Raw genomic sequence first — 18563 nt, 5'->3', positions numbered from 1 at the left:
CTATTTCTTCCTTTTTACCAATCGTGCTTTTATAATACGTACATCGGTAACAGGACGGTCGGGTGGTGTGCGACTGGTAGGTACGGCAGCGATGCGGTCTACAACGTCTAGGCCGCGAACTACTTCACCATATACCGTATAGTTCTGATCAAGGTGTGGGGTACCTCCAATCGTTTATACACCTCGCGTTGATCTGCGGGCAGTTTTCTTTTCAGGCGAAACGTTTCTACAGAGTCTAAGCCGGCATCAGTAAACTTCTTTCCCTGCACAATATAGAACTGGCTGGCGCTGCTGGCCTTTTCCGGATTATTGTCGCGGGCTGCTGCCAGCACACCTTTCTTGTGAAATAATGTTGTCCGGAATTCGGCTGGTATTGTATACCCGGGACCACCTTCTCCTAATGCTACTCCCGCAGCAGCACGTTTGCTATCCGGATCGCCACCTTGTATCATAAAGTTTTTGATAACGCGGTGAAACAACACGCTGTCATAATACTTTGATTTCACCAGGCGTAGAAAGTTGTCGCGGTGTAAAGGAGTAGAGTCTGATAAGCGTAATACAATGGTACCTTCTGTAGTTACCATTTCAATATCGCGCTTGCGGTCTTTCTTTTTCAGCTTAACATCTTGCTGGGCAAAGGAGGAAGCTGCAAGCAATAGGCTGCATGCTGTCAGCATGAATAGTCTTATCATAGTAGGTACGTATGTTTGTTTAATAGTCTAGGTTTTGAAAATACAGTAAGATATGGTCTTTTAAGAAATTCTCCTGCTCGTGTGGCATCATGTTGGGCATGGGTTTCAATTGCGTGAAGTGCGGCCAGCCGTCTTCATCCACATGCGATAGCTCGTAATAGCCACTGGGTGACAGTAACGTACAAACGGCTATATGCATAAGGTCTTGCTTCTGTTCTTTCGAAAATTTCTTTCGTATTTCACCAAATTCCTGGATGCCTATCAGGTAGAGAATGCTTTCCACATCGGGCTTTTTGCCAAATCGTTCCATTAGCTTTTCTTCCAATTTCCACCAGCGGCTTTGTAGATCATCACTAAATTGCATACCACAAAGGTAGCTAAGAGTACGAAGGAGACGAAAGAGAAAAAGTGGCAGTGAATTGCAGGACCTGTATGTGAAGACCAAGCACCTGCGTTTGCCCTAACGAATAATCAAATAGTACCGCTTTATGGAATGGATCAAAGATGATTATAGCATTACCACAGACAAGGAAAAGATTGATGTCGATTACACCCACCAGTTCTTAACTAACTCTTATTGGGCTGAGGGTATATCTAAGCCCATTATTGAAAAATCTATCAAAGGCTCCCTTTGTTTTTCGGTATTTCACGGAGAGCAGCAAGTAGGCTTTGCCCGTGTGATCAGTGATGAAGCCACGTTTGCCTACCTGGCCGATGTATTCATTGATCCGAATTACCGTGGTAAGGGTTTAAGCCGCTGGCTGATGGAAGTGATCATGAACTACCCTACCCTACAGGGTCTCCGCCGCTTTTTGCTGGCCACGCGCGACGCGCATGGGCTGTATGAGAAGTTTGGCTTTGAGCCCATTTCTTCCATAACCCCGTGGATGCAGGTGCATAGGCCAGGGATCTATAAAGAGAAAAGCTGCGAGCGGTGAGATGAGTCCACGGTCTACAGACGACAGTCCACAGAAAGAAAGCTAATGGTGAATGGTCAGTGGTGAGTGGTGAGTGGTGAGTGGTGAGAAATCGTGAAATGCCAGAAGTGAGACGTGAAAAGGGAAGAGTAATGAGTGGTGAGTCAGTAGTGGACTACTAGAGGAGGATATCCCCTTTAACTCTCCCGGTAAGTGGCTACAGATTAGAGGAATTTGGAATTTGATAATAGGATTCCAGAGCGTAGGTGCTCTCCGCCCTAGGCGGACCGGGGACATGCGTAGGCCCTACCTAGTCTCTAGTACCTTTTCTGTACCTTATCGGTACCTAGTCTGTACCTAGTCTGTACCTCTTCTGTAGGTAAGTCCGTACCAACTGCACAGAAAAAGCCCCCTACCTGCACTACACATTCACTACGGCTCCTACCATCCTCCTATCCTCCTCCTCTCTTCATTGAACATTGAGTATTGAACGTTGAGCATTGAACATTTCCTTCCTTCAATATTCATCCTTCCTTGTTCCTTGTTCAATATTCTTCTTCTTTGTTCTGTGCTAAAAACCTCTCTTTATCTCTTTTTCCTCCTAGCCTCTCTTAGCCATATCTTTGCCGCACTACAAATACTCTACAAAAAGAAGAAATATGTTGCAGATAGCCTTTTTGCGTAGCCAACCGGAAGTGGTGAAAGAACGTTTAGCCGTAAAGCATTTTAGTGAGCCGAACCTGGTAGACGAGATCATTGCCCTAGATGATGAGCGTAAGAAACTGACCTTTCAGTTTGATGATACCAAAGCCAAGATCAACGCAGCGTCCAAAGAAATTGGTATGCTGATGGGCAAAGGCCAGAAAGAAGAGGCGGAGAATAGAAAGAAAGAAGTAGAGCAGCTGAAAACGGTTCTAGGTCCGGTGCAACAAGAGCTGGACGAGAAAGAAAAACAAGTTAACGATCTATTGCTTCGTCTTCCCAACCTACCATCTTCTTTGGTTCCAAAGGGTAGAACTCCAGAAGACAATGAAGTAGTGCGTACCGGTGGCAGTAAACCTGAACTTCCTGCATCTGCAGTGCCACACTGGGACCTTACAAAGAAATACGACCTGATTGATTTTGAACTGGGTAACAAAATTACCGGCAGTGGCTTCCCTGTATATAAAGGCAAGGGTGCCAAGCTGCAACGTGCCTTGATCCAATACTTTTTGGACTATAATACACAGGCTGGTTATACCGAGTATATGCCACCGCTAATGGTAAATGAAGCTTCTGCTTATGGTACCGGCCAGTTGCCTGATAAGGAAGGACAGATGTATCATGTAACGGTTGACAACCTGTACCTGATCCCTACTGCCGAAGTACCGGTAACCAATATTTACCGCGATACGATCTTAAAAGAAGCAGACCTGCCGATCAAAATGACTGCTTACACGCCTTGCTTCCGCCGTGAGGCCGGCAGCTATGGTAAGGATGTACGCGGACTGAATCGCCTACACCAGTTTGACAAAGTTGAGCTTGTACAAGTGGTTCAGCCCGAGCGCAGCTACGAAGTATTGGATGAAATGGTGGCGCATGTAGAAAAACTGGTTCAGTCATTAGGACTACATTATCGCATTTTACGTTTGTGCGGCGGGGATATGAGCTTTGCTTCAGCGCTGACTTATGATTTTGAAGTTTATAGTGCCGCGCAGGAAAAATGGCTGGAAGTTAGCTCTGTTTCTAACTTCGAATCTTTCCAAGCCAACCGTTTGAAGGCTCGCTATAAGGATAGCAATGGTAAGACACAACTGGTACATACACTAAACGGAAGTTCTTTGGCTTTACCACGCATATTAGCGTGCTTGCTGGAGAACAACCAAACAGAAAATGGCATTCTGCTGCCACCGGTGTTACAAAGCTATTTTGGCAGCGAAATGATTTAAGGTGACGACAGCTAATGCTACATATGAGTATGGCGACCAGCAAACGCTGGTAACGCTTTCATTAGATAAACATCGGCTGATCATACAATTAGAGCCGGGAAAAGAAACCTATTGGTACTACGACCAGATCATGAAGCTGGAGCCAACACGGTTTTCTTATCCCGGCTATCCTCAACAAACCATCTCGCTTCATTCTGATAGCTTTTCGCACGAACTGACTCAGGCTGTACAACAGCAGTCGGGCTCCATTCACAAACACCGAGGCAGCACGCTTTTGAAATTGCTGGTGATTATGGTGGCCGTAGGAATACTGTTCTATTTCTTTGCCCTGCCCCGCCTGGCAGCCAGCATGGCCAATAAAGTACCGATCTCTTACGAGACGCAATTGGGTGAACAGATGTACCAGTCCATGCGCGGCACCTTTACTGTTGATGAAGCCAAGACAGCCTATATCAACAGCTTTTTTGATGAACTAAAGATTCCATCTGCCTACAACATACAGATCACGGTAGTGAAGAGCGATATCCCGAATGCCTTTGCCATGCCAGGCGGTCATATTGTTGTTTATGACGAGCTCCTGAAAGGCATGCAATCGTACGAAGAGCTGGCAGCTATGCTGGCACATGAATATACGCATGTGGAAAAACGGCATTCGCTACGTAGCATGTTCCGCAAACTATCATCACAGGTATTCTTTACACTGCTGATGGGCGATATAACAGTAGCGGGCAACGTATTACTTCAAAACGCTGATGATATAAAACAGTTGTCCTACAGTCGTGAGTTGGAAACGGAATCGGATGAATATGGCGCCAAGCTGTTAGCCGATCGTAATATTAGTTGCGATGGATTTGTGCGCTTGTTTCAACTCCTGAAGAAAGAAACACCTGCTTCCAGTAACACTACCTATGAGTGGTTAAGCAGTCATCCAGATTTGGAAAACCGAATTCAACATATTCAAAAGCTATCTTATTGCAAAGGTTCTTCGTCTACTAACGCTACATTACAAACGCTTTTTACTCAGTTAAAAAAATAGCAGGTAGCCCTTTACTTTCTTTTAACACGGCGCTAAACAATTGTTAAGCTGATTTTTTCATGCATCATCTTTTTCAGTGTGTTGTCTTTAAGAACACAAAACCAACAACACATGAAGAAAACGTTACTCTTAGCTTGCACATTTATTTCTTTCGCTACTATTTCTCAAGCGCAGATCACAAAGGGGGCCATATTATTGGGTGGTGGAGCTAGTTATATTAAACAGCAATCAAAAGCTGGAACAAACGAAAGTGATTATAACTCCTTTCATATTACTCCTGCAATTGGAGTGGCTATTAATGAGAAGTGGGTTATAGGCGCGAGTGCAGGCTATTCAAAGTCTATGTCTAAACCTAGTACACCAATGCAGAAAGATGAATCAAATGGTTTTTCTGCAGGTTTGTTTTCTCGGCGTTATACATCTCTAGGTAAAAACTTTCTCCTTTTTGGAAATGGAGGAATGCAATACAGTCGATCTAAAAGAGAACAGACCTTTAATACTAATCAGAGCCGGAATTCTATTTCAAAAACTATAACGGCTTCTGTAGCGCCCGGCATTGCCTACGCTATTAGTAAACGCTTCCATTTAGAAGCCTATTTAAATGACCTGGTTAATTTAAGTTATAACAATGAGGAGATAGAGGACTTGACGTTTGGCCTTAAATCGACTTCAGCAAATAAGAACATTGGCCTTGCCACCAACTTTAATCCTTCCTCATCACTTTACATCGGTTTCCGAATTCTTTTGGGCAAATAAACTTCATCCAAAAGCTGTTACATCAAGAGATGTAGCAGCTTTACTTTATATTATAAAAGTTCTTTATCGTTTATACCTTTGGTCTACCAAACCTGCTTTTATATGAGCATTGAATCAATGCAAATCTTTGAAAACATCCAAGCGGCTTCTCCTGATGATTTCCAGGAAATCGTAGATGTGTGGGAAGCGTCTGTGCGAGCTACCCATCACTTCTTAAAAGAAGAAGACATCCAGTATTTCAAGCCACTGATTTTAAACGAGTTTCTTCAAGCGGTTAACCTGTTTTGTATCCGGAATGAGCGCGGCCATATCGTTGGTTTTCTAGGAACGGTAAAAGATAAAATAGAGATGCTGTTTATTGATCCATTCAATATAGAAAAAGGGGTTGGAAAACTGCTTTTACACTATGCCATTAGCCAATTGGGTGCCAAAAAGGTAGATGTGAACGAAGACAATCATCAAGCAGTAGACTTCTATAAGCATATGGGGTTTCAAGTGGTTTCCCGCTCTGATGTAGATAGCATGGGCAAGCCCTATCCTATCTTATCTATGGAATTGGTGCCTTAAAGTATTTCTAACAACTACACAGACTGTAACTGCCTTACCCGTTTATTCATTACATAGAACCAAGCTGGTGGTACTAAGGAAAGGATCATCATGCCCGGATAACCTGTAGGCATTTGTGGTGAGTTGTCGTGGTGACGCAGGATCTGGTATTTACGACTAGCCAGGTAGTGGTGATCACTGTGACGACTGAGTTCAAATAAGGTTACGCGCCCAATAACATGGTTGCTGTTCCAGCTATGCACTGGCATAGCCCGCTCATACTTACCCATGCCAATTTCCTTACGCTGCAAACCATAATGCTCAATATAGTTGACAGTCTCCAGCAGTAACATTCCCTGTATGGCAGCCAGGATAAAATATAACAAAGTCCATCCGCCGAAGGCTACATAAATAATTACCACAAACCCCAATTGAATCAACTGGAACTGTAACATTTCATTTTGCAAGGAGAATAAAGACTTGCCTTTCTTCTTTACATCCTTAGCCGCTATTTCCCATGCACTTAGGTAGCCAAATACAATACTGCGGAAGTAAAAACCATAAACCGTTTCTCCTAACCGAGCACTGCTGGGATCATCGGGTGTAGCCACACGCTTATGATGCCCTTTATTATGCTCAATAAAAAAATGCATGTACAAGGACGTTAACAACAGCGCCTTTGCAAGTCCCTGCTCCATCTTGTCGACACGGTGGCCCAGCTCATGACCTACATTGATTCCAAATGTGCCGCATAACAAACCCATCACCATGGTCTTCCCAATGATGTCAATCGTATCGGGTGTAGCATAAGTAACATTATAAAGAAAGCAAGCCAAAGACAGGTATTGCAGCGGAACAATCATGTAGAGCAACCAATCGTATATACGATCATTCTTCGTTAGCTCCTCCTCTGCGGCTGACAGATTATGTTCATCAGGTTTTAGAAGCAATTCCAATGCTGGGATCAACAACCAGGCATATAACAGTGGTATCCATACGAGGAAGCCACTTGCAAAGAAAGATAGCAAAGCAGCTGTATAAAGCAGTAGTGGTGAAGAATATTTAAATACCCTAAGGCGCATACGGTTGAATCAAATTTAATTAAAACCAGCTGCTTTATGTATTTTTAAAAAGACGTTAAACTTCTTTTCCTAACGAAAGTCTTACTGCAAATCTTACCCGCTTTATGCCTTCCAACCAAACTAAGAATCAGCATCTCATGTGGCGTGCCGGCTTTGGCCCTGCTACTGAGCAGCTGGAACAACTAAAAGAAATTTCACCTAAAGCCCTTTTCAAAGCTTTACAAAAAGCCTCTTCTAAAAAGCCTGCCTACATAGATGTTGCTGATGATTATTTGAAAGGCCTTTTTATGGGCGCTGAAGAAGCGGGGCGCCAGCAACAAAAGAAAGCCCTGGAAGAAGCAGACCGCAAGATGGTGCGTCAAAAACAACGCGACAGTATTAAAAGCCTGAACTTAACCTGGCTGGAGCAGCTGGTAAGCAGCGATGCGCAACTGCGGGAAAAGATGGCGTTCTTTTGGCACGGTCATTTCGCCTCTCGCAACCTGAATATCTTCTTCCAGCAACAGTTGTTGGATATCATTCGCCAGAATGCATTGGGCAGCTTCCGCACCCTGTTACTTCAAGTATCGCAATCGGCTGCCATGCTCAACTTTCTAAATGCCGCACAAAACAAAAAGGACCATCCCAATGAAAACTTTGCCCGTGAAGTAATGGAATTATTCACCATGGGCAGAGGCCATTATACCGAACAGGATATTAAAGAAGCCGCTCGTGCCTTTACCGGCTGGAGCTCCAACATCAAAGGCGAGTTTGTCTTTCGCCGGTTTCAGCATGATACCGATAATAAAACGGTCTTAGGAAAGACCGGAAATTTTACCGGTGAGGATGTGTTGGATATCTTATTGGATCATGAACAAACCGCCCGTTATATAACGCAAAAGATCTACCGCTACTTTGTGAATGAAACAGTAGACAATGAAAAAGTAGAGTGGCTGTCTAAGCGCTTTTTCCAGAGCGATTACAATATCAGTCAGCTAATGGAGGACATCTTTACTGCCGACTGGTTTTATGATGAAAAAAATATTGGCACCCGCATTAAATCGCCTGTAGAATTAGTTGTGGGTATGCAACGCATGCTACCGATGGCAGTAGATAATGAAGAAGCGTTATTACTGGTACAACGGCTATTGGGACAATTGTTATTCTACCCACCTAATGTTGCTGGCTGGCCAGGTGGGAAGAACTGGATTGACAGCTCTTCATTAATGTTTCGCTTACGTCTACCGCAGCTCTTTACCGATGCCGATGAATTCAACATTCGCCCCAAGACAGATGATGACATGACCGGTGGGCAAGAAGAAAGAAGCATGGGTAAAAATGGACAATCTGGTAAGGCTGGCAAACCTATTCAAGCTGATATCTTCTGGAAGTTGTACACCAAGCAGTTTGACAGTGTGTCAAGAGAGAACTTGTTAACAACATTGCAAGCCACCTTGCTGCAGGTAGTGCCTCGCTATGGAAAAGACATTATTCAGAACTATGCAGACAGCAGTGGACGCGAGAACTTTATTAAGAGCACCACTGTACAAATTATGAGTACGCCGGAGTACCAGATGTGTTAGGGGGCTGGCCCCCTGTCCCCCGAAGGGGGAACTTAGGTCAGGTCAGCATTGTTTTTACAATTAGTTCTTTACTATAAAGTTGATAACAAGTAAGCAGCACTTATAGATAGTTGCTCACTTCAACAATTTAATTCATAAACAAAATAAAAATATAGTTCTCTCATTGCCTTCAGGGCTGTGGGTAGGACTCCTCCCCTTCGGGGAGGTTGGGAGGGGCCGCATATGTTAATCAAACGACGCGAATTTCTACAGGTAGGATCATTAGCTACGGCTTCATTTATGGTGCCTAAGTTTTTAAAAGCCTTTGAAGGCAAAGCCATGGTGCCGGCTGGCAATAAGGTAGTTGTAGTATTGCAGTTAAGTGGTGGCAATGATGGCTTGAATACAGTTATCCCTGTACGTAATGATATTTATTACCGTTCACGCCCTCGCCTTGGCGTGACGCGCGAGAAAGCCATTAGCCTAACCGATGAAGTAGGTTTGCATCCTGCCCTATCGGCCTTTGCAGATGCCTACCACGATGGTTCCCTAGGCATTTTGAACAATGTAGGTTATCCTAACCCTGACCGTTCACACTTCCGTAGCATGGACATTTGGCATACCGCCAGTCAAAGCAATGAGTACTGGAATACGGGATGGTTGGGGCGCTATTTAGATGCTCAATGTAGTGGCTGTGACAAGCCTACTCAAGCCCTTGAGTTGGACGATGTGCTAAGTCTTGCCTTGAAGGGAGAGCAGGCAAAAGCACTGGCTTTTAAAGACCCCAAGCGCCTGTTTGGTACCAGCAATGAGCGTTTCTTTAAAGAGGTATCCAAACAACACAGTGCAGACCATCATCATGATGAAGAGCCAGTAGAGTATTTGTATAAAACAATGGCCGAAACACTTTCATCTGCAGACTATATTTTTAAGCAGTCCCGTCTGCATCCTACTGGAGCAGATTACCCTAAGACAGAGTTAGGCACAAACTTAAAAACCATTGCTTCTCTGATCTATTCAGAGATCAACACCAAGGTCTATTATGTATCGCTAGGCAGCTTTGATACACACGTTAACCAGGAGCAGCAACAGCAACGTTTATTTAAGGAAATGAATGATGCCGTAGCGGCCTTTATCAAAGACCTGAAGGCCAACAACCGCTTCAATGATGTATTGTTCTTTACCTTTTCAGAGTTTGGTCGCCGTGTAGCGCAAAACGCAAGTGGTGGCACCGATCATGGTACAGCAAACAACATGTTCTTTATTGGTGGCGGACTAAAAGAAAAAGGTATTCTTAATGCCTTGCCTGATTTAAATGATCTGGATGAAGGCGATCTGAAATATAAAGTAGATTTTAAAAACGTATATGCTACGGTGTTAGATAAGTGGTTACGAGCCGATGATCAGAAGATCTTAGGTAAAAAGTATGAGCAGTTGAAGTTTATTTAAAGCCCCCCTCCCGCTCCCCCGAAGGGAAGGAGACCCAAAGCACAGCGCTTGGCTTTTCAACAATACGTTACGTTTACAAAGAGATCAATAAATACAAAAGCACTCCACTTTAGGGAGTGCTTCTTCATTTAATTGCGTATTCGATAACAATTACTTCACATCCTTCATCCATCTACGGATTACGGGCACTAAGCAAATCAACAACACACCAATACCGATTGAACCCAATCCAATCTTATTCAAAATGTTTGCATAATAAGGCAGGGATTGCACCGGATCGTTTACAACATTTTCAGGCACACTCATTAAGGAGCCAATTTTACCAGCCATAAATTCACCAATGGCGCTTGCAAAAAACCAGATCCCCATCATCAAGGCAACAATTTTAGCAGGTGCTAATTTGGTTACCATGGAAAGACCGATAGGCGATATGCACAACTCACCACAGATAACAAAGAAGTAGCCGGCAACGAAGGCCCACAGCGGAATCAAGCCATTTGATTTACTGATGCTACAAGCCAGGTAAAACACTAAAAAGCCAACACCCATTAAAATGAAAGACAACGCAAACTTCAAAGGTGTAGAAGGCTCCTTTCCTCTTTTGCTTAACCATGGCCATAGCCAGGCAAAAACCAAACTTAGTAGGATCACCCAGCCTGGCGGCAGAAAGTTATTGACAGATAAAGCGGGCAAATCAAAGCCAAAAAAGTGCATGTCCACATTACGCATAGCAAAGAGGTTCAGCGATCCTGCATTCTGCTCATAAAAGGCCCAGAAAAGCGTAGAGGAGACAATCATTACCAAGGCCGCCAACAGCTTAAACTTAGCCCCTCTTTCTAACTGGAAAGCCACGAATAAAATATAGGAAATAGCTGCCAACCCTAATCCAAACATGAGATAATCCATTACCTCATATTGATGAAACAGCAGAACGATGACTGGAATTACCAGTAAGGTAGCCGCATAAATAATATGTTCTGTTGTTACAAAAGCAAACCGTGGCTTTTTCAAATAAGCTTCATCTGGAGGCAGACCTTTTTCCAATAACGACTTCTTACCTATAGCAAATACAATAAGACCGAGTATCATAAAAATACCGGCAAGACCAAAGCCATAATGCCAGTTGATGCGCTCACCTACATAGCCACAGAGTATCCCACCAAGCGCAGCACCTATGTTGATGCCCATGTAAAAGAGTGAAAAGGCACTATCCTTTCTAGGATCGTTATTACTGTAAAGCGTACCAACAAGGCTGGAAATATTAGGCTTAAAGAAACCATTACCACAGATAATGAAAGCCATGCCATAGAAGAAACTCCAGTCTTCTGGAATGGCTAATACCAAATGCCCTATCGACATCAGTATGCCTCCAAATAAAACGCTTCGTCGGTAACCCAGAAAGCGGTCTGCCATCATACCGCCAAACATCGGCATCGTGTAAACCAATGCTGCATAGGAACCCAGAATGGCGTAACCTTTGGGTTCATCAAACTTCAATTGGGTAACCATATAGGCCAACAACAAGGCCTTCATTCCGTAGAATGAGAATCGTTCCCACATTTCGGCAAAGAACAGCATATACAATTGCCGGGGGTGTTTGCGGCTAACAGGCGCCTCCAACTTATTTACTGGCGCCGCTGATGTTTTAAGTTCTATCATGGTATTATTAGAAAAACGAATTGAGTGCCGTTACGGCGATTTAAAACATGATTTGAGTTGGCAACTATTTCACCCCTTTTTCCTTCATGATGCCGTTTAACCAACGTAGCAGCAGGAAGCAAAGAATGGCCGCTGACATGAGGAGGATAAAGTTCAACCAGAAATAGTTGGCTTTATGATCATACGTATCCCAAAGCGTAGCAAGGACACCCGATAGTTTATTACCAATAGAGGTTGATAAAAACCAGCCACCCATCATCAATGAGGTAATACGAACCGGGCTAAGCTTGGACACAATAGATAATCCCATGGGGCTTAACAGCAACTCCCCAATAGTAATCACACCGTAGCTGCAGATCAGCCATAATACGCTGGCTTTCTCAGCCCCATTGTTACTGGCATACACAGCACCAACCATTACTAAAGCTGATAACCCTGAAATAAATAATCCAAACGCTATTTTGGTAGCCGTAGAAGGCTCACGATTCCGACGCCGCATCCAGGTAAAGAATGCCACAATCAATGGCGTTAAAGCGATTACCCAACCAGGGTTGATGGACTGGCTTAAGTTGGTAGCCCATAAACTTACTTCATTACCATCTGATGGGCGTTCTGCTTCCGGAATGTTGCGAAAATAAGTAGGATAGTTATATTCCTTTACGACTACGCCGTTTTCTTTTTGCAAACGAAACTGCTCATCGTATAATGCAACAGAGTCTTTTTTATATGCCAGTGGCTGCGCCTGTTTAAAGAAACGAAATGCATGCTCTGTGTTTCCGGTAACAGTGCGATCCGTATAGCGGTCGGCCCATGTATTCAAAGCAGAACCATTTTGTTTGAACACGGCCCAGAATAAGATCACTACTGCGAAGATGGCCAGCAAGGCTGCAACCGGGCGCTTATCTTCTGCATTTGCTTTAAAGTATAGCGATGCATAAAAATAGATCACCGGTATACAAGCAAAGATGAAAGCATCCGTAGAATCGGATCCAACCAAAGAACCTGGAATCATCCAGCCAATAACACCGGCAATGATGGATGGTACTAATATGAGCATCACAATCTTCGACATCGGCATATCGTTCTCACTCACCTCTTTCTTTATGTCAAAGGCTTTATAGTGGCGCGTACCAGCTATAAAGATGATCACTCCTATAAACATCCCTATACCCGCCGACAAGAACGCATAGCCCCAACCATAAGCACTATATAGGGCGGCACTGATAAAGTTGCAGATGAAGGCGCCAATATTGATACCCATGTAAAAGATATTGTAGCCATCATCCTTTTGCTTTTCATACTGCGGGGTAGAATACACATTACCTAACAAGGTGGAGATATTAGGCTTAAAGAAACCATTACCAATGATCACCAGCGTCATAGCTGTATATACAGTAGCCAGGCTGTGTACAAACATCAGACTGTAACCTACTGCCATTAAGAGACCGCCTGCAATGATGGATTTGCGATAACCCAGGTAACGATCGGCCAGCAGGCCACCTAAGAAAGGTGTTAAGAATACAAGGGCAATAAAGGTTCCATAGAGATCAGCGGCCTCCGCTTCCGTCATGGAAAAACCAGCTTTTACATCTTTGAGGTAAAGCGTAAAGATGCCCACCATCAAGTAGTAGCCAAAGCGTTCCCACATTTCAGAAAAAAACAAAAAAGGAAGCGCCTTCGGATGTTTCTTAAACATAATTCATGTGTTTACAAAAAGAAGGGTGATGTAAAAAACACCACCCTTGTGAATTAATATATTGTGTGATTATTTAGCATTCATCATCGTCTGCAGCTTCTTAGAAAGCAGGAACAAGATGATAGAAGCAACACCTGCCATACCTACGAACAACATAAAGAAGTCATTCATATTGGTCATTTGATAACCAAGGAAAACGGTAGGCTTGCCAGCTTCTGGATACAAGGCACTTAGCTTTCCAGCCAGGTTATTGGCAAATGCATTAGCTGTAAACCAAACGGCCATTAGTAAAGAAGCAAATTTCAATGGAGCCAGTTTGTTTACCATTGATAAACCAATAGGAGATAAACACAGTTCACCCCATGTATGCAAAGCGTACATACCTGTTAACCAGATCATGCTCACTTTTACACCTGGCGCTACATCTTTTACACCAAAGCCAATCCATAGATAACCTACTGCTAACAAGAACAGACCTAATGCCATTTTAGTAGGCGAAGACGGCTCTCTTTTTCCCATCTTAACCCATAACCAGGCAAATAGAGGGGCAAAAGCCACAACAAAAACGGAATTCAACGACTGGAACCAGCTGGCAGGCACTGTAAATGAACCTACCTGGCGTTGTGTTTGCTCTTCGGCAAAGTATGTCAATGAAGCACCGGCTTGCTCGAAGGCACTCCAGAAAAAGATCACGAAGAAGGATACGATGAAAATCACAGCTACTCTTGTTTTCTCACCGCTTGTCAATTTCTTATCGGTAAAGATGATCGAAGCAATCAACACGATAGAAGCGATCAATAAATAGAATAAGTAACTAAATACTTTGGCATCTACATAGATCAAACCAACTGCAAGGAAAGAGAACAATAACAACCCAACCGCCATCAAAAACGGGTTGGTTGCTTTGCTTGGAGTACTTACTGGCTTCAACACATCGCCTTTATCAGTCTCATCAACGTTTACATGAGTTGTAGGTGTTAAGCCAAGCACCTCGCCTGATTTTGGATCTTTAACATATTTGTTATGAAAAAGTAGTTGAACTACTACGCTGATCAACATACCAATACCGGCCACCAGGAAGGCCCATTTAAAATCAGCTGGGTTTCCGGTGTCACCTACCAAACCGCAAAGGAAAGGTCCAAAAGCACCACCTACGTTGATACCCATATAGAAGATGGTATAGGCTGCATCAATGCGTCTGTCTCCTTTAGGATATAACTGACCAACTAAAGAAGAAATATTTGGTTTAAAGAATCCATTACCGGCAATCATAAAGCCTAGGCCGGAAAAGAATAGAAGCGTTGACAACGATTCCGAGCTATTATATAATGAACCACAGAAGAACAATAAAAATTCTCCGATGGCCATGATCAATCCACCAACAATAATGGAGCGTTTGTTACCCCAATATCTGTCGGCCATGTAACCACCGATCAAGGGTGTTAAATACACCAGCCCTGTATAGCTTCCATATAAGTTGGAAGCAAAAGCCTTATCAAACAACAATGCTTTGGTCATGAACAGCACCAGGATGGCGCGCATGCCATAGTAGTTAAAACGTTCCCACATCTCTGTGGCAAACAACACATACAAACCTTTTGGGTGACCTTTCTGGGGTACGTCTTTTTCTAGAATAGTTGAATTCATAATAGCCTTTTCGTTAGACATTTTATTGATGAGGGGTACAAAATAGTGAAAAATACCGTTGTCAGATATATTTCTGTTCTTTCACCTTCTTCCCCGAACTTCGCACCACATTATCTCCCTCCTCATGAATATTTTATTATTAGGCTCGGGCGGACGAGAGCATGCGCTTGCCTGGAAATTGACGCAAAGCAAGTTTTGTGACCAGTTGTTTATAGCACCCGGTAATACCGGCACTGCACAACATGGTACTAACCTTTCTTTTAGCGTTACGGATTTCGAAGCAATCAAAACTACTTGTTTAGAACGCAATATTGAACTTGTTGTGATAGGTCCGGAAGAACCTTTAGTAAAAGGTTTAGTTAATTATTTGAAAACAGACCCTGCCACGCAACATTTGCTGATCATTGGTCCTTCACAGGAAGCCGCCCAACTGGAGGGTAGTAAGGCCTTTGCCAAGGCTTTTATGGACCGCCACGGCATTCCAACTGCCGCCTACCGGGAATTCACAACCGAAAATTTTACGGATGGAGTAGAATACCTGCACCGTCATACCTTACCTATTGTATTAAAAGCAGATGGTCTGGCTGCTGGTAAGGGTGTAATCATCTGCCAGAACCATGTTGAAGCCGTTTCTGAATTTGAGCTGATGATCCAACGCGCCAAATTTGGCGAAGCCGGTAAGCGCGTGGTAGTAGAAGAATATTTAGATGGAATTGAGCTCTCTGTATTTGTATTGACCGACGGCAACAACTATGTAGTGCTGCCCGAAGCAAAAGATTATAAGCGTGTGGGAGAAGGTGATACGGGTCTTAACACCGGTGGCATGGGTGCCGTAAGCCCGGTTCCATTTGCCGACAATACCTTCATGCAAAAGGTGATTACTAAAGTTGTAGAACCTACCGTAAAAGGACTGCAAAAAGATAACCTGGATTATAAAGGCTTCGTCTTCATTGGCTTGATGAAAGTGGGTGATGAACCTTATGTTATTGAATACAACTGCCGCATGGGTGACCCGGAAACAGAAGTAGTAATGCCCCGGTTGAAGAATGACCTGGTAGAACTCTTAACAGCTACTGCTAAAGGAGAACTGACCAACACCCCTATAGAACATGATAGCCGTTTTGCAACCACAATAATGGCTGTAAGCGGTGGATACCCTAATGAACACAAAAAAGGACTACCCATTAGTGGTCTGAAAGAGTTTGAACAGGGCAATGATGTTTTTGTATTTCATGCAGGAACAAAGGATATAGATGGAACCATTGTTACCAATGGTGGTCGCGTATTTTGCGTAACAGCGCTTGCTGATACTGTTGAAGCAGCGGTGGACAATGCTAAGACCATTATGGATACGATAGACTTTGAAGACAAGTATTATAGAAGTGATATTGGGTATGAGTTTATCTCGTGAGTGGTGAGAAAGCTGCAAGCTGAACGCTACACGCTGCACGCAATAGGGCAAGCAGCGTGAGTGATGAGTGATGAGACGTGAATGGGGAAGCACTATATGAAACCAAAACATAGTTTATAAACTAATTTCTCAAGTAAGTACAACGATATGTCTGCTAATGAATTGAAAAACGACACTACAAGTCAAGGTTGCCCCTTTGGAGCAAGCCAAGTGTCTGGATCAGGTGACGTGCATTACCACGATTATTTACAACTGGACAAAATTCTAAACGCACAGTTTCCTGAAAGCGATAAGCTGAATGCCTCTGCCCATGATGAAATGTTGTTTATCATCATCCATCAGGCCTATGAGCTATGGTTCAAGCAGCTGCATCACGAGGCAGATTCACTGGTTGCTATTATGCGACAGCCTTCGCTGAATGATAACTCACCGGAGTTGCAAACTGTGGTTCACCGCCTGAACCGCATGGTTGTGATCCTGCGTGTGCTGGTACATCAAATTGATATCCTGGAAACCATGACACCTATGGACTTCCTGGACTTCCGCGATATGCTGCGTCCGGCTTCTGGTTTTCAGAGCTGGCAGTTTAAACTGTTGGAAGCCAAACTAGGATTGAAGTTTGAGTACCGCCACGGAAAAGAATACTACACCGCGCAGTTACGCCAGGAACACGTAGACCTGATCAAACAGGCTGAGACCAACCAATCTTTCTTACAATTGGTGAACGACTGGCTGGAGCGTATGCCTTTCTTTGATGATGCAGAAGCATGGAAAGAGCTCTCTCCATCAAAAACCAATGATATTCACCCATTCTGGGTGGCCTATACCAATAGTTACAGCAACAGTCTTGCGGAAGCCGAAAAGAACAACCTGGAAGCATTCCATGAAGTGATGTTTGAGCACAAGGAAACACACTATACGCTTTCTGCTAAAGCTAATCGTGCTGCTTTGTTCATCATGCTGTATCGCGGCTATCCTTTATTACAACTGCCCTTCCAGCTGTTGAATAATCTTTTGGAGATCGACGAGCAACTAAGCACCTGGCGTCACCGCCATATGAATATGGTGCACCGCATGATCGGTACCCGTATTGGAACAGGTGGAAGCAGTGGTAAAGACTACTTAAAATCAGCTGCTGACAAGCACTATATCTTTAAGGAGATTGCGCAGTTAACATCTTTCCTTATTGAAAGAAGAAGACTACCACAATTGCCAAAGGCGATTGAGCAGAAGTTGGGATTTGCAGCCCCCTCCAACTCCCCCGAAGGGGGAAGGACCCATAGCACAAGGCCCGCTTAGCAACGAGTATTATTATTTACAAATAGCTTTATAAACGAAAAGCACTCCACTAACGGAGTGCTTTTTTTATGTAGCACTGTTTAATCTTTGGGCCTTGTGCGCTAGCTACTCACCATTGACCATTCACAAGCTTGTCTATGCCTGCTTGTACGTTGCGTGTTTGATATCGTGATAGAACAAAAACTGCCAGCCTTCTTTATTGCCCTGCTCCCACCATTGTTTGCGCAGGTGCATGGCTTTTTCAGGATCAAAGTCGTACTTGGTTTTATAACGCACTTTCATTTGCTGCAACTGGGGAGCATCATCACCACCAAAGAAGATGGTCTCACCTTCTTCCCTGATCCAAAACACCTGGTGATTGGGTGAATGGGCGCCGGTATGCCAGTAAGTTATATAGTCATCAATGGTGCCTTCATCATCATTTAAAAACTTTACTTGTGGTGAATTTAGTAGTGGTTCTAGCTCCTCCGGCAAAAACGAGGGTAGGCCTTTTGCCAAGGCGAAATCCAGCTCCCGCTTTTGTACGTAATAGGTTGCATTCGGGAAGTTGAGAACACGGGATCTAGAGTTGCTGACACCACCTGCATGGTCTTTGTGCAGATGCGACATCAATACTTTAGTTACCTGCCCGGGTTCATAGCCTGCAGCGCGTATATTTTCATGGATTTGCAATTTGCCATCAGGAGTATTATATCCTAAACCAGCGTCTAGCAACAACACATCTTTTGAGGTAATAACCAGGAAAGGCTGGATCTCTACTAATAAGCTTCCAATGGGGCGCTCATTCAATACATCTGTCTGTTCATCAAAGGGCACAAATAGCTTGGTTTTATCTATCGTAAATGAGCCCTCGGATAATGGAATCACTTTCATGGCGCAAAGATACCCCCTGTCCCCCTAAAGG

The 18563-nt window shown here is 43.7% G+C and carries 17 protein-coding genes; 9 read left to right on the top strand and 8 right to left on the bottom strand.

Features of this window, described 5'->3' with window-relative positions:
* From SY85_RS26090 to SY85_RS18755, 3 genes are read right to left on the bottom strand one after another with little or no spacing between them, the layout of a single operon-like run.
* A complete protein-coding gene (locus SY85_RS26090) occupies positions 1-171 on the bottom strand; it encodes a peptidylprolyl isomerase (RefSeq protein WP_226999098.1) in 171 nt (56 codons plus the stop codon).
* On the bottom strand, positions 120-692 hold the full coding sequence (locus SY85_RS18760) for a peptidylprolyl isomerase (protein WP_226998903.1): 573 nt from the start codon (positions 690-692) through the stop codon (positions 120-122). The genes SY85_RS26090 and SY85_RS18760 overlap by 52 nt, the downstream gene beginning before the upstream one ends.
* Before the next feature lie 19 nt (positions 693-711).
* On the bottom strand, positions 712-1056 hold the full coding sequence (locus SY85_RS18755) for a hypothetical protein (RefSeq protein WP_066406472.1): 345 nt from the start codon (positions 1054-1056) through the stop codon (positions 712-714).
* Positions 1057-1180: 124 nt separating this feature from the next.
* Here SY85_RS18755 and SY85_RS18750 point away from each other — a divergent pair, with 124 nt between their 5' ends.
* The 5 genes from SY85_RS18750 to SY85_RS18730 all read left to right on the top strand — a co-directional run bounded on the left by SY85_RS18750 (position 1181) and on the right by SY85_RS18730 (position 5896).
* The gene (locus tag SY85_RS18750) at positions 1181-1630 is read left to right on the top strand and encodes a GNAT family N-acetyltransferase (RefSeq protein WP_066406471.1); all 450 of its coding nucleotides are present in this window, start codon (positions 1181-1183) and stop codon (positions 1628-1630) included.
* A gap of 638 nt (positions 1631-2268) precedes the next feature.
* Positions 2269-3537, top strand: a complete 1269-nt coding sequence (gene serS / locus SY85_RS18745) for a serine--tRNA ligase (RefSeq protein ID WP_066406470.1) — start codon at positions 2269-2271, stop codon at positions 3535-3537.
* Between the two features lies 1 nt (position 3538).
* Complete coding sequence (locus SY85_RS18740) at positions 3539-4573, top strand: M48 family metallopeptidase (protein WP_066406467.1); 1035 nt, start codon at positions 3539-3541, stop codon at positions 4571-4573.
* Positions 4574-4684: 111 nt separating this feature from the next.
* The gene (locus SY85_RS18735; RefSeq protein WP_066406465.1) at positions 4685-5329 is read left to right on the top strand and encodes an autotransporter outer membrane beta-barrel domain-containing protein; all 645 of its coding nucleotides are present in this window, start codon (positions 4685-4687) and stop codon (positions 5327-5329) included.
* 102 nt (positions 5330-5431) lie between these two features.
* Entirely contained in the window at positions 5432-5896 is a 465-nt protein-coding gene (locus tag SY85_RS18730; protein WP_226998902.1) for a GNAT family N-acetyltransferase, read from the top strand.
* A 14-nt stretch (positions 5897-5910) separates the two neighbouring features.
* Here SY85_RS18730 and SY85_RS18725 read toward each other — a convergent pair whose 3' ends face one another.
* The gene (locus SY85_RS18725; protein WP_066406463.1) at positions 5911-6957 is read right to left on the bottom strand and encodes an alkane 1-monooxygenase; all 1047 of its coding nucleotides are present in this window, start codon (positions 6955-6957) and stop codon (positions 5911-5913) included.
* Positions 6958-7061: 104 nt separating this feature from the next.
* Between SY85_RS18725 and SY85_RS18720 the strand changes: the two genes are divergently transcribed.
* Entirely contained in the window at positions 7062-8519 is a 1458-nt protein-coding gene (locus SY85_RS18720) for a DUF1800 domain-containing protein (RefSeq protein WP_066406461.1), read from the top strand.
* A 222-nt stretch (positions 8520-8741) separates the two neighbouring features.
* Positions 8742-9947, top strand: a complete 1206-nt coding sequence (locus tag SY85_RS18715) for a DUF1501 domain-containing protein (RefSeq protein WP_066406460.1) — start codon at positions 8742-8744, stop codon at positions 9945-9947.
* Between the two features lie 150 nt (positions 9948-10097).
* On the opposite strand, the gene SY85_RS18710 is transcribed toward SY85_RS18715, so the two are convergent.
* From SY85_RS18710 to SY85_RS18700, 3 genes are all read right to left on the bottom strand, one after another.
* Positions 10098-11606 carry a peptide MFS transporter gene (locus tag SY85_RS18710; RefSeq protein WP_082886592.1) on the bottom strand — a complete coding sequence of 503 codons (1509 nt, stop codon included), beginning with the start codon at positions 11604-11606 and terminating at the stop codon, positions 10098-10100.
* A 64-nt stretch (positions 11607-11670) separates the two neighbouring features.
* Positions 11671-13302: a peptide MFS transporter gene (locus SY85_RS18705; protein WP_066406457.1), complete on the bottom strand. Its 1632-nt coding sequence runs from the start codon at positions 13300-13302 to the stop codon at positions 11671-11673.
* A gap of 69 nt (positions 13303-13371) precedes the next feature.
* Complete coding sequence (locus SY85_RS18700) at positions 13372-14949, bottom strand: peptide MFS transporter (protein ID WP_066409981.1); 1578 nt, start codon at positions 14947-14949, stop codon at positions 13372-13374.
* A 124-nt stretch (positions 14950-15073) separates the two neighbouring features.
* Between SY85_RS18700 and purD the strand changes: the two genes are divergently transcribed.
* Both purD and SY85_RS18690 read left to right on the top strand, forming a co-directional pair.
* A complete protein-coding gene (gene purD, locus SY85_RS18695) occupies positions 15074-16360 on the top strand; it encodes a phosphoribosylamine--glycine ligase (protein WP_066406456.1) in 1287 nt (428 codons plus the stop codon).
* A gap of 147 nt (positions 16361-16507) precedes the next feature.
* Positions 16508-17659: a tryptophan 2,3-dioxygenase gene (locus tag SY85_RS18690; RefSeq protein WP_082886590.1), complete on the top strand. Its 1152-nt coding sequence runs from the start codon at positions 16508-16510 to the stop codon at positions 17657-17659.
* A 135-nt stretch (positions 17660-17794) separates the two neighbouring features.
* Here the strand turns inward: SY85_RS18690 and SY85_RS18685 are convergent, their stop codons facing one another.
* Entirely contained in the window at positions 17795-18532 is a 738-nt protein-coding gene (locus SY85_RS18685) for an MBL fold metallo-hydrolase (protein ID WP_066406454.1), read from the bottom strand.
* Positions 18533-18563: the final 31 nt, after the last annotated feature.

The organism is Flavisolibacter tropicus, assembly GCF_001644645.1.
Lineage (GTDB): Bacteria > Bacteroidota > Bacteroidia > Chitinophagales > Chitinophagaceae > Flavisolibacter > Flavisolibacter tropicus.
This window is presented reverse-complemented; position numbering and strand designations above follow the sequence as displayed.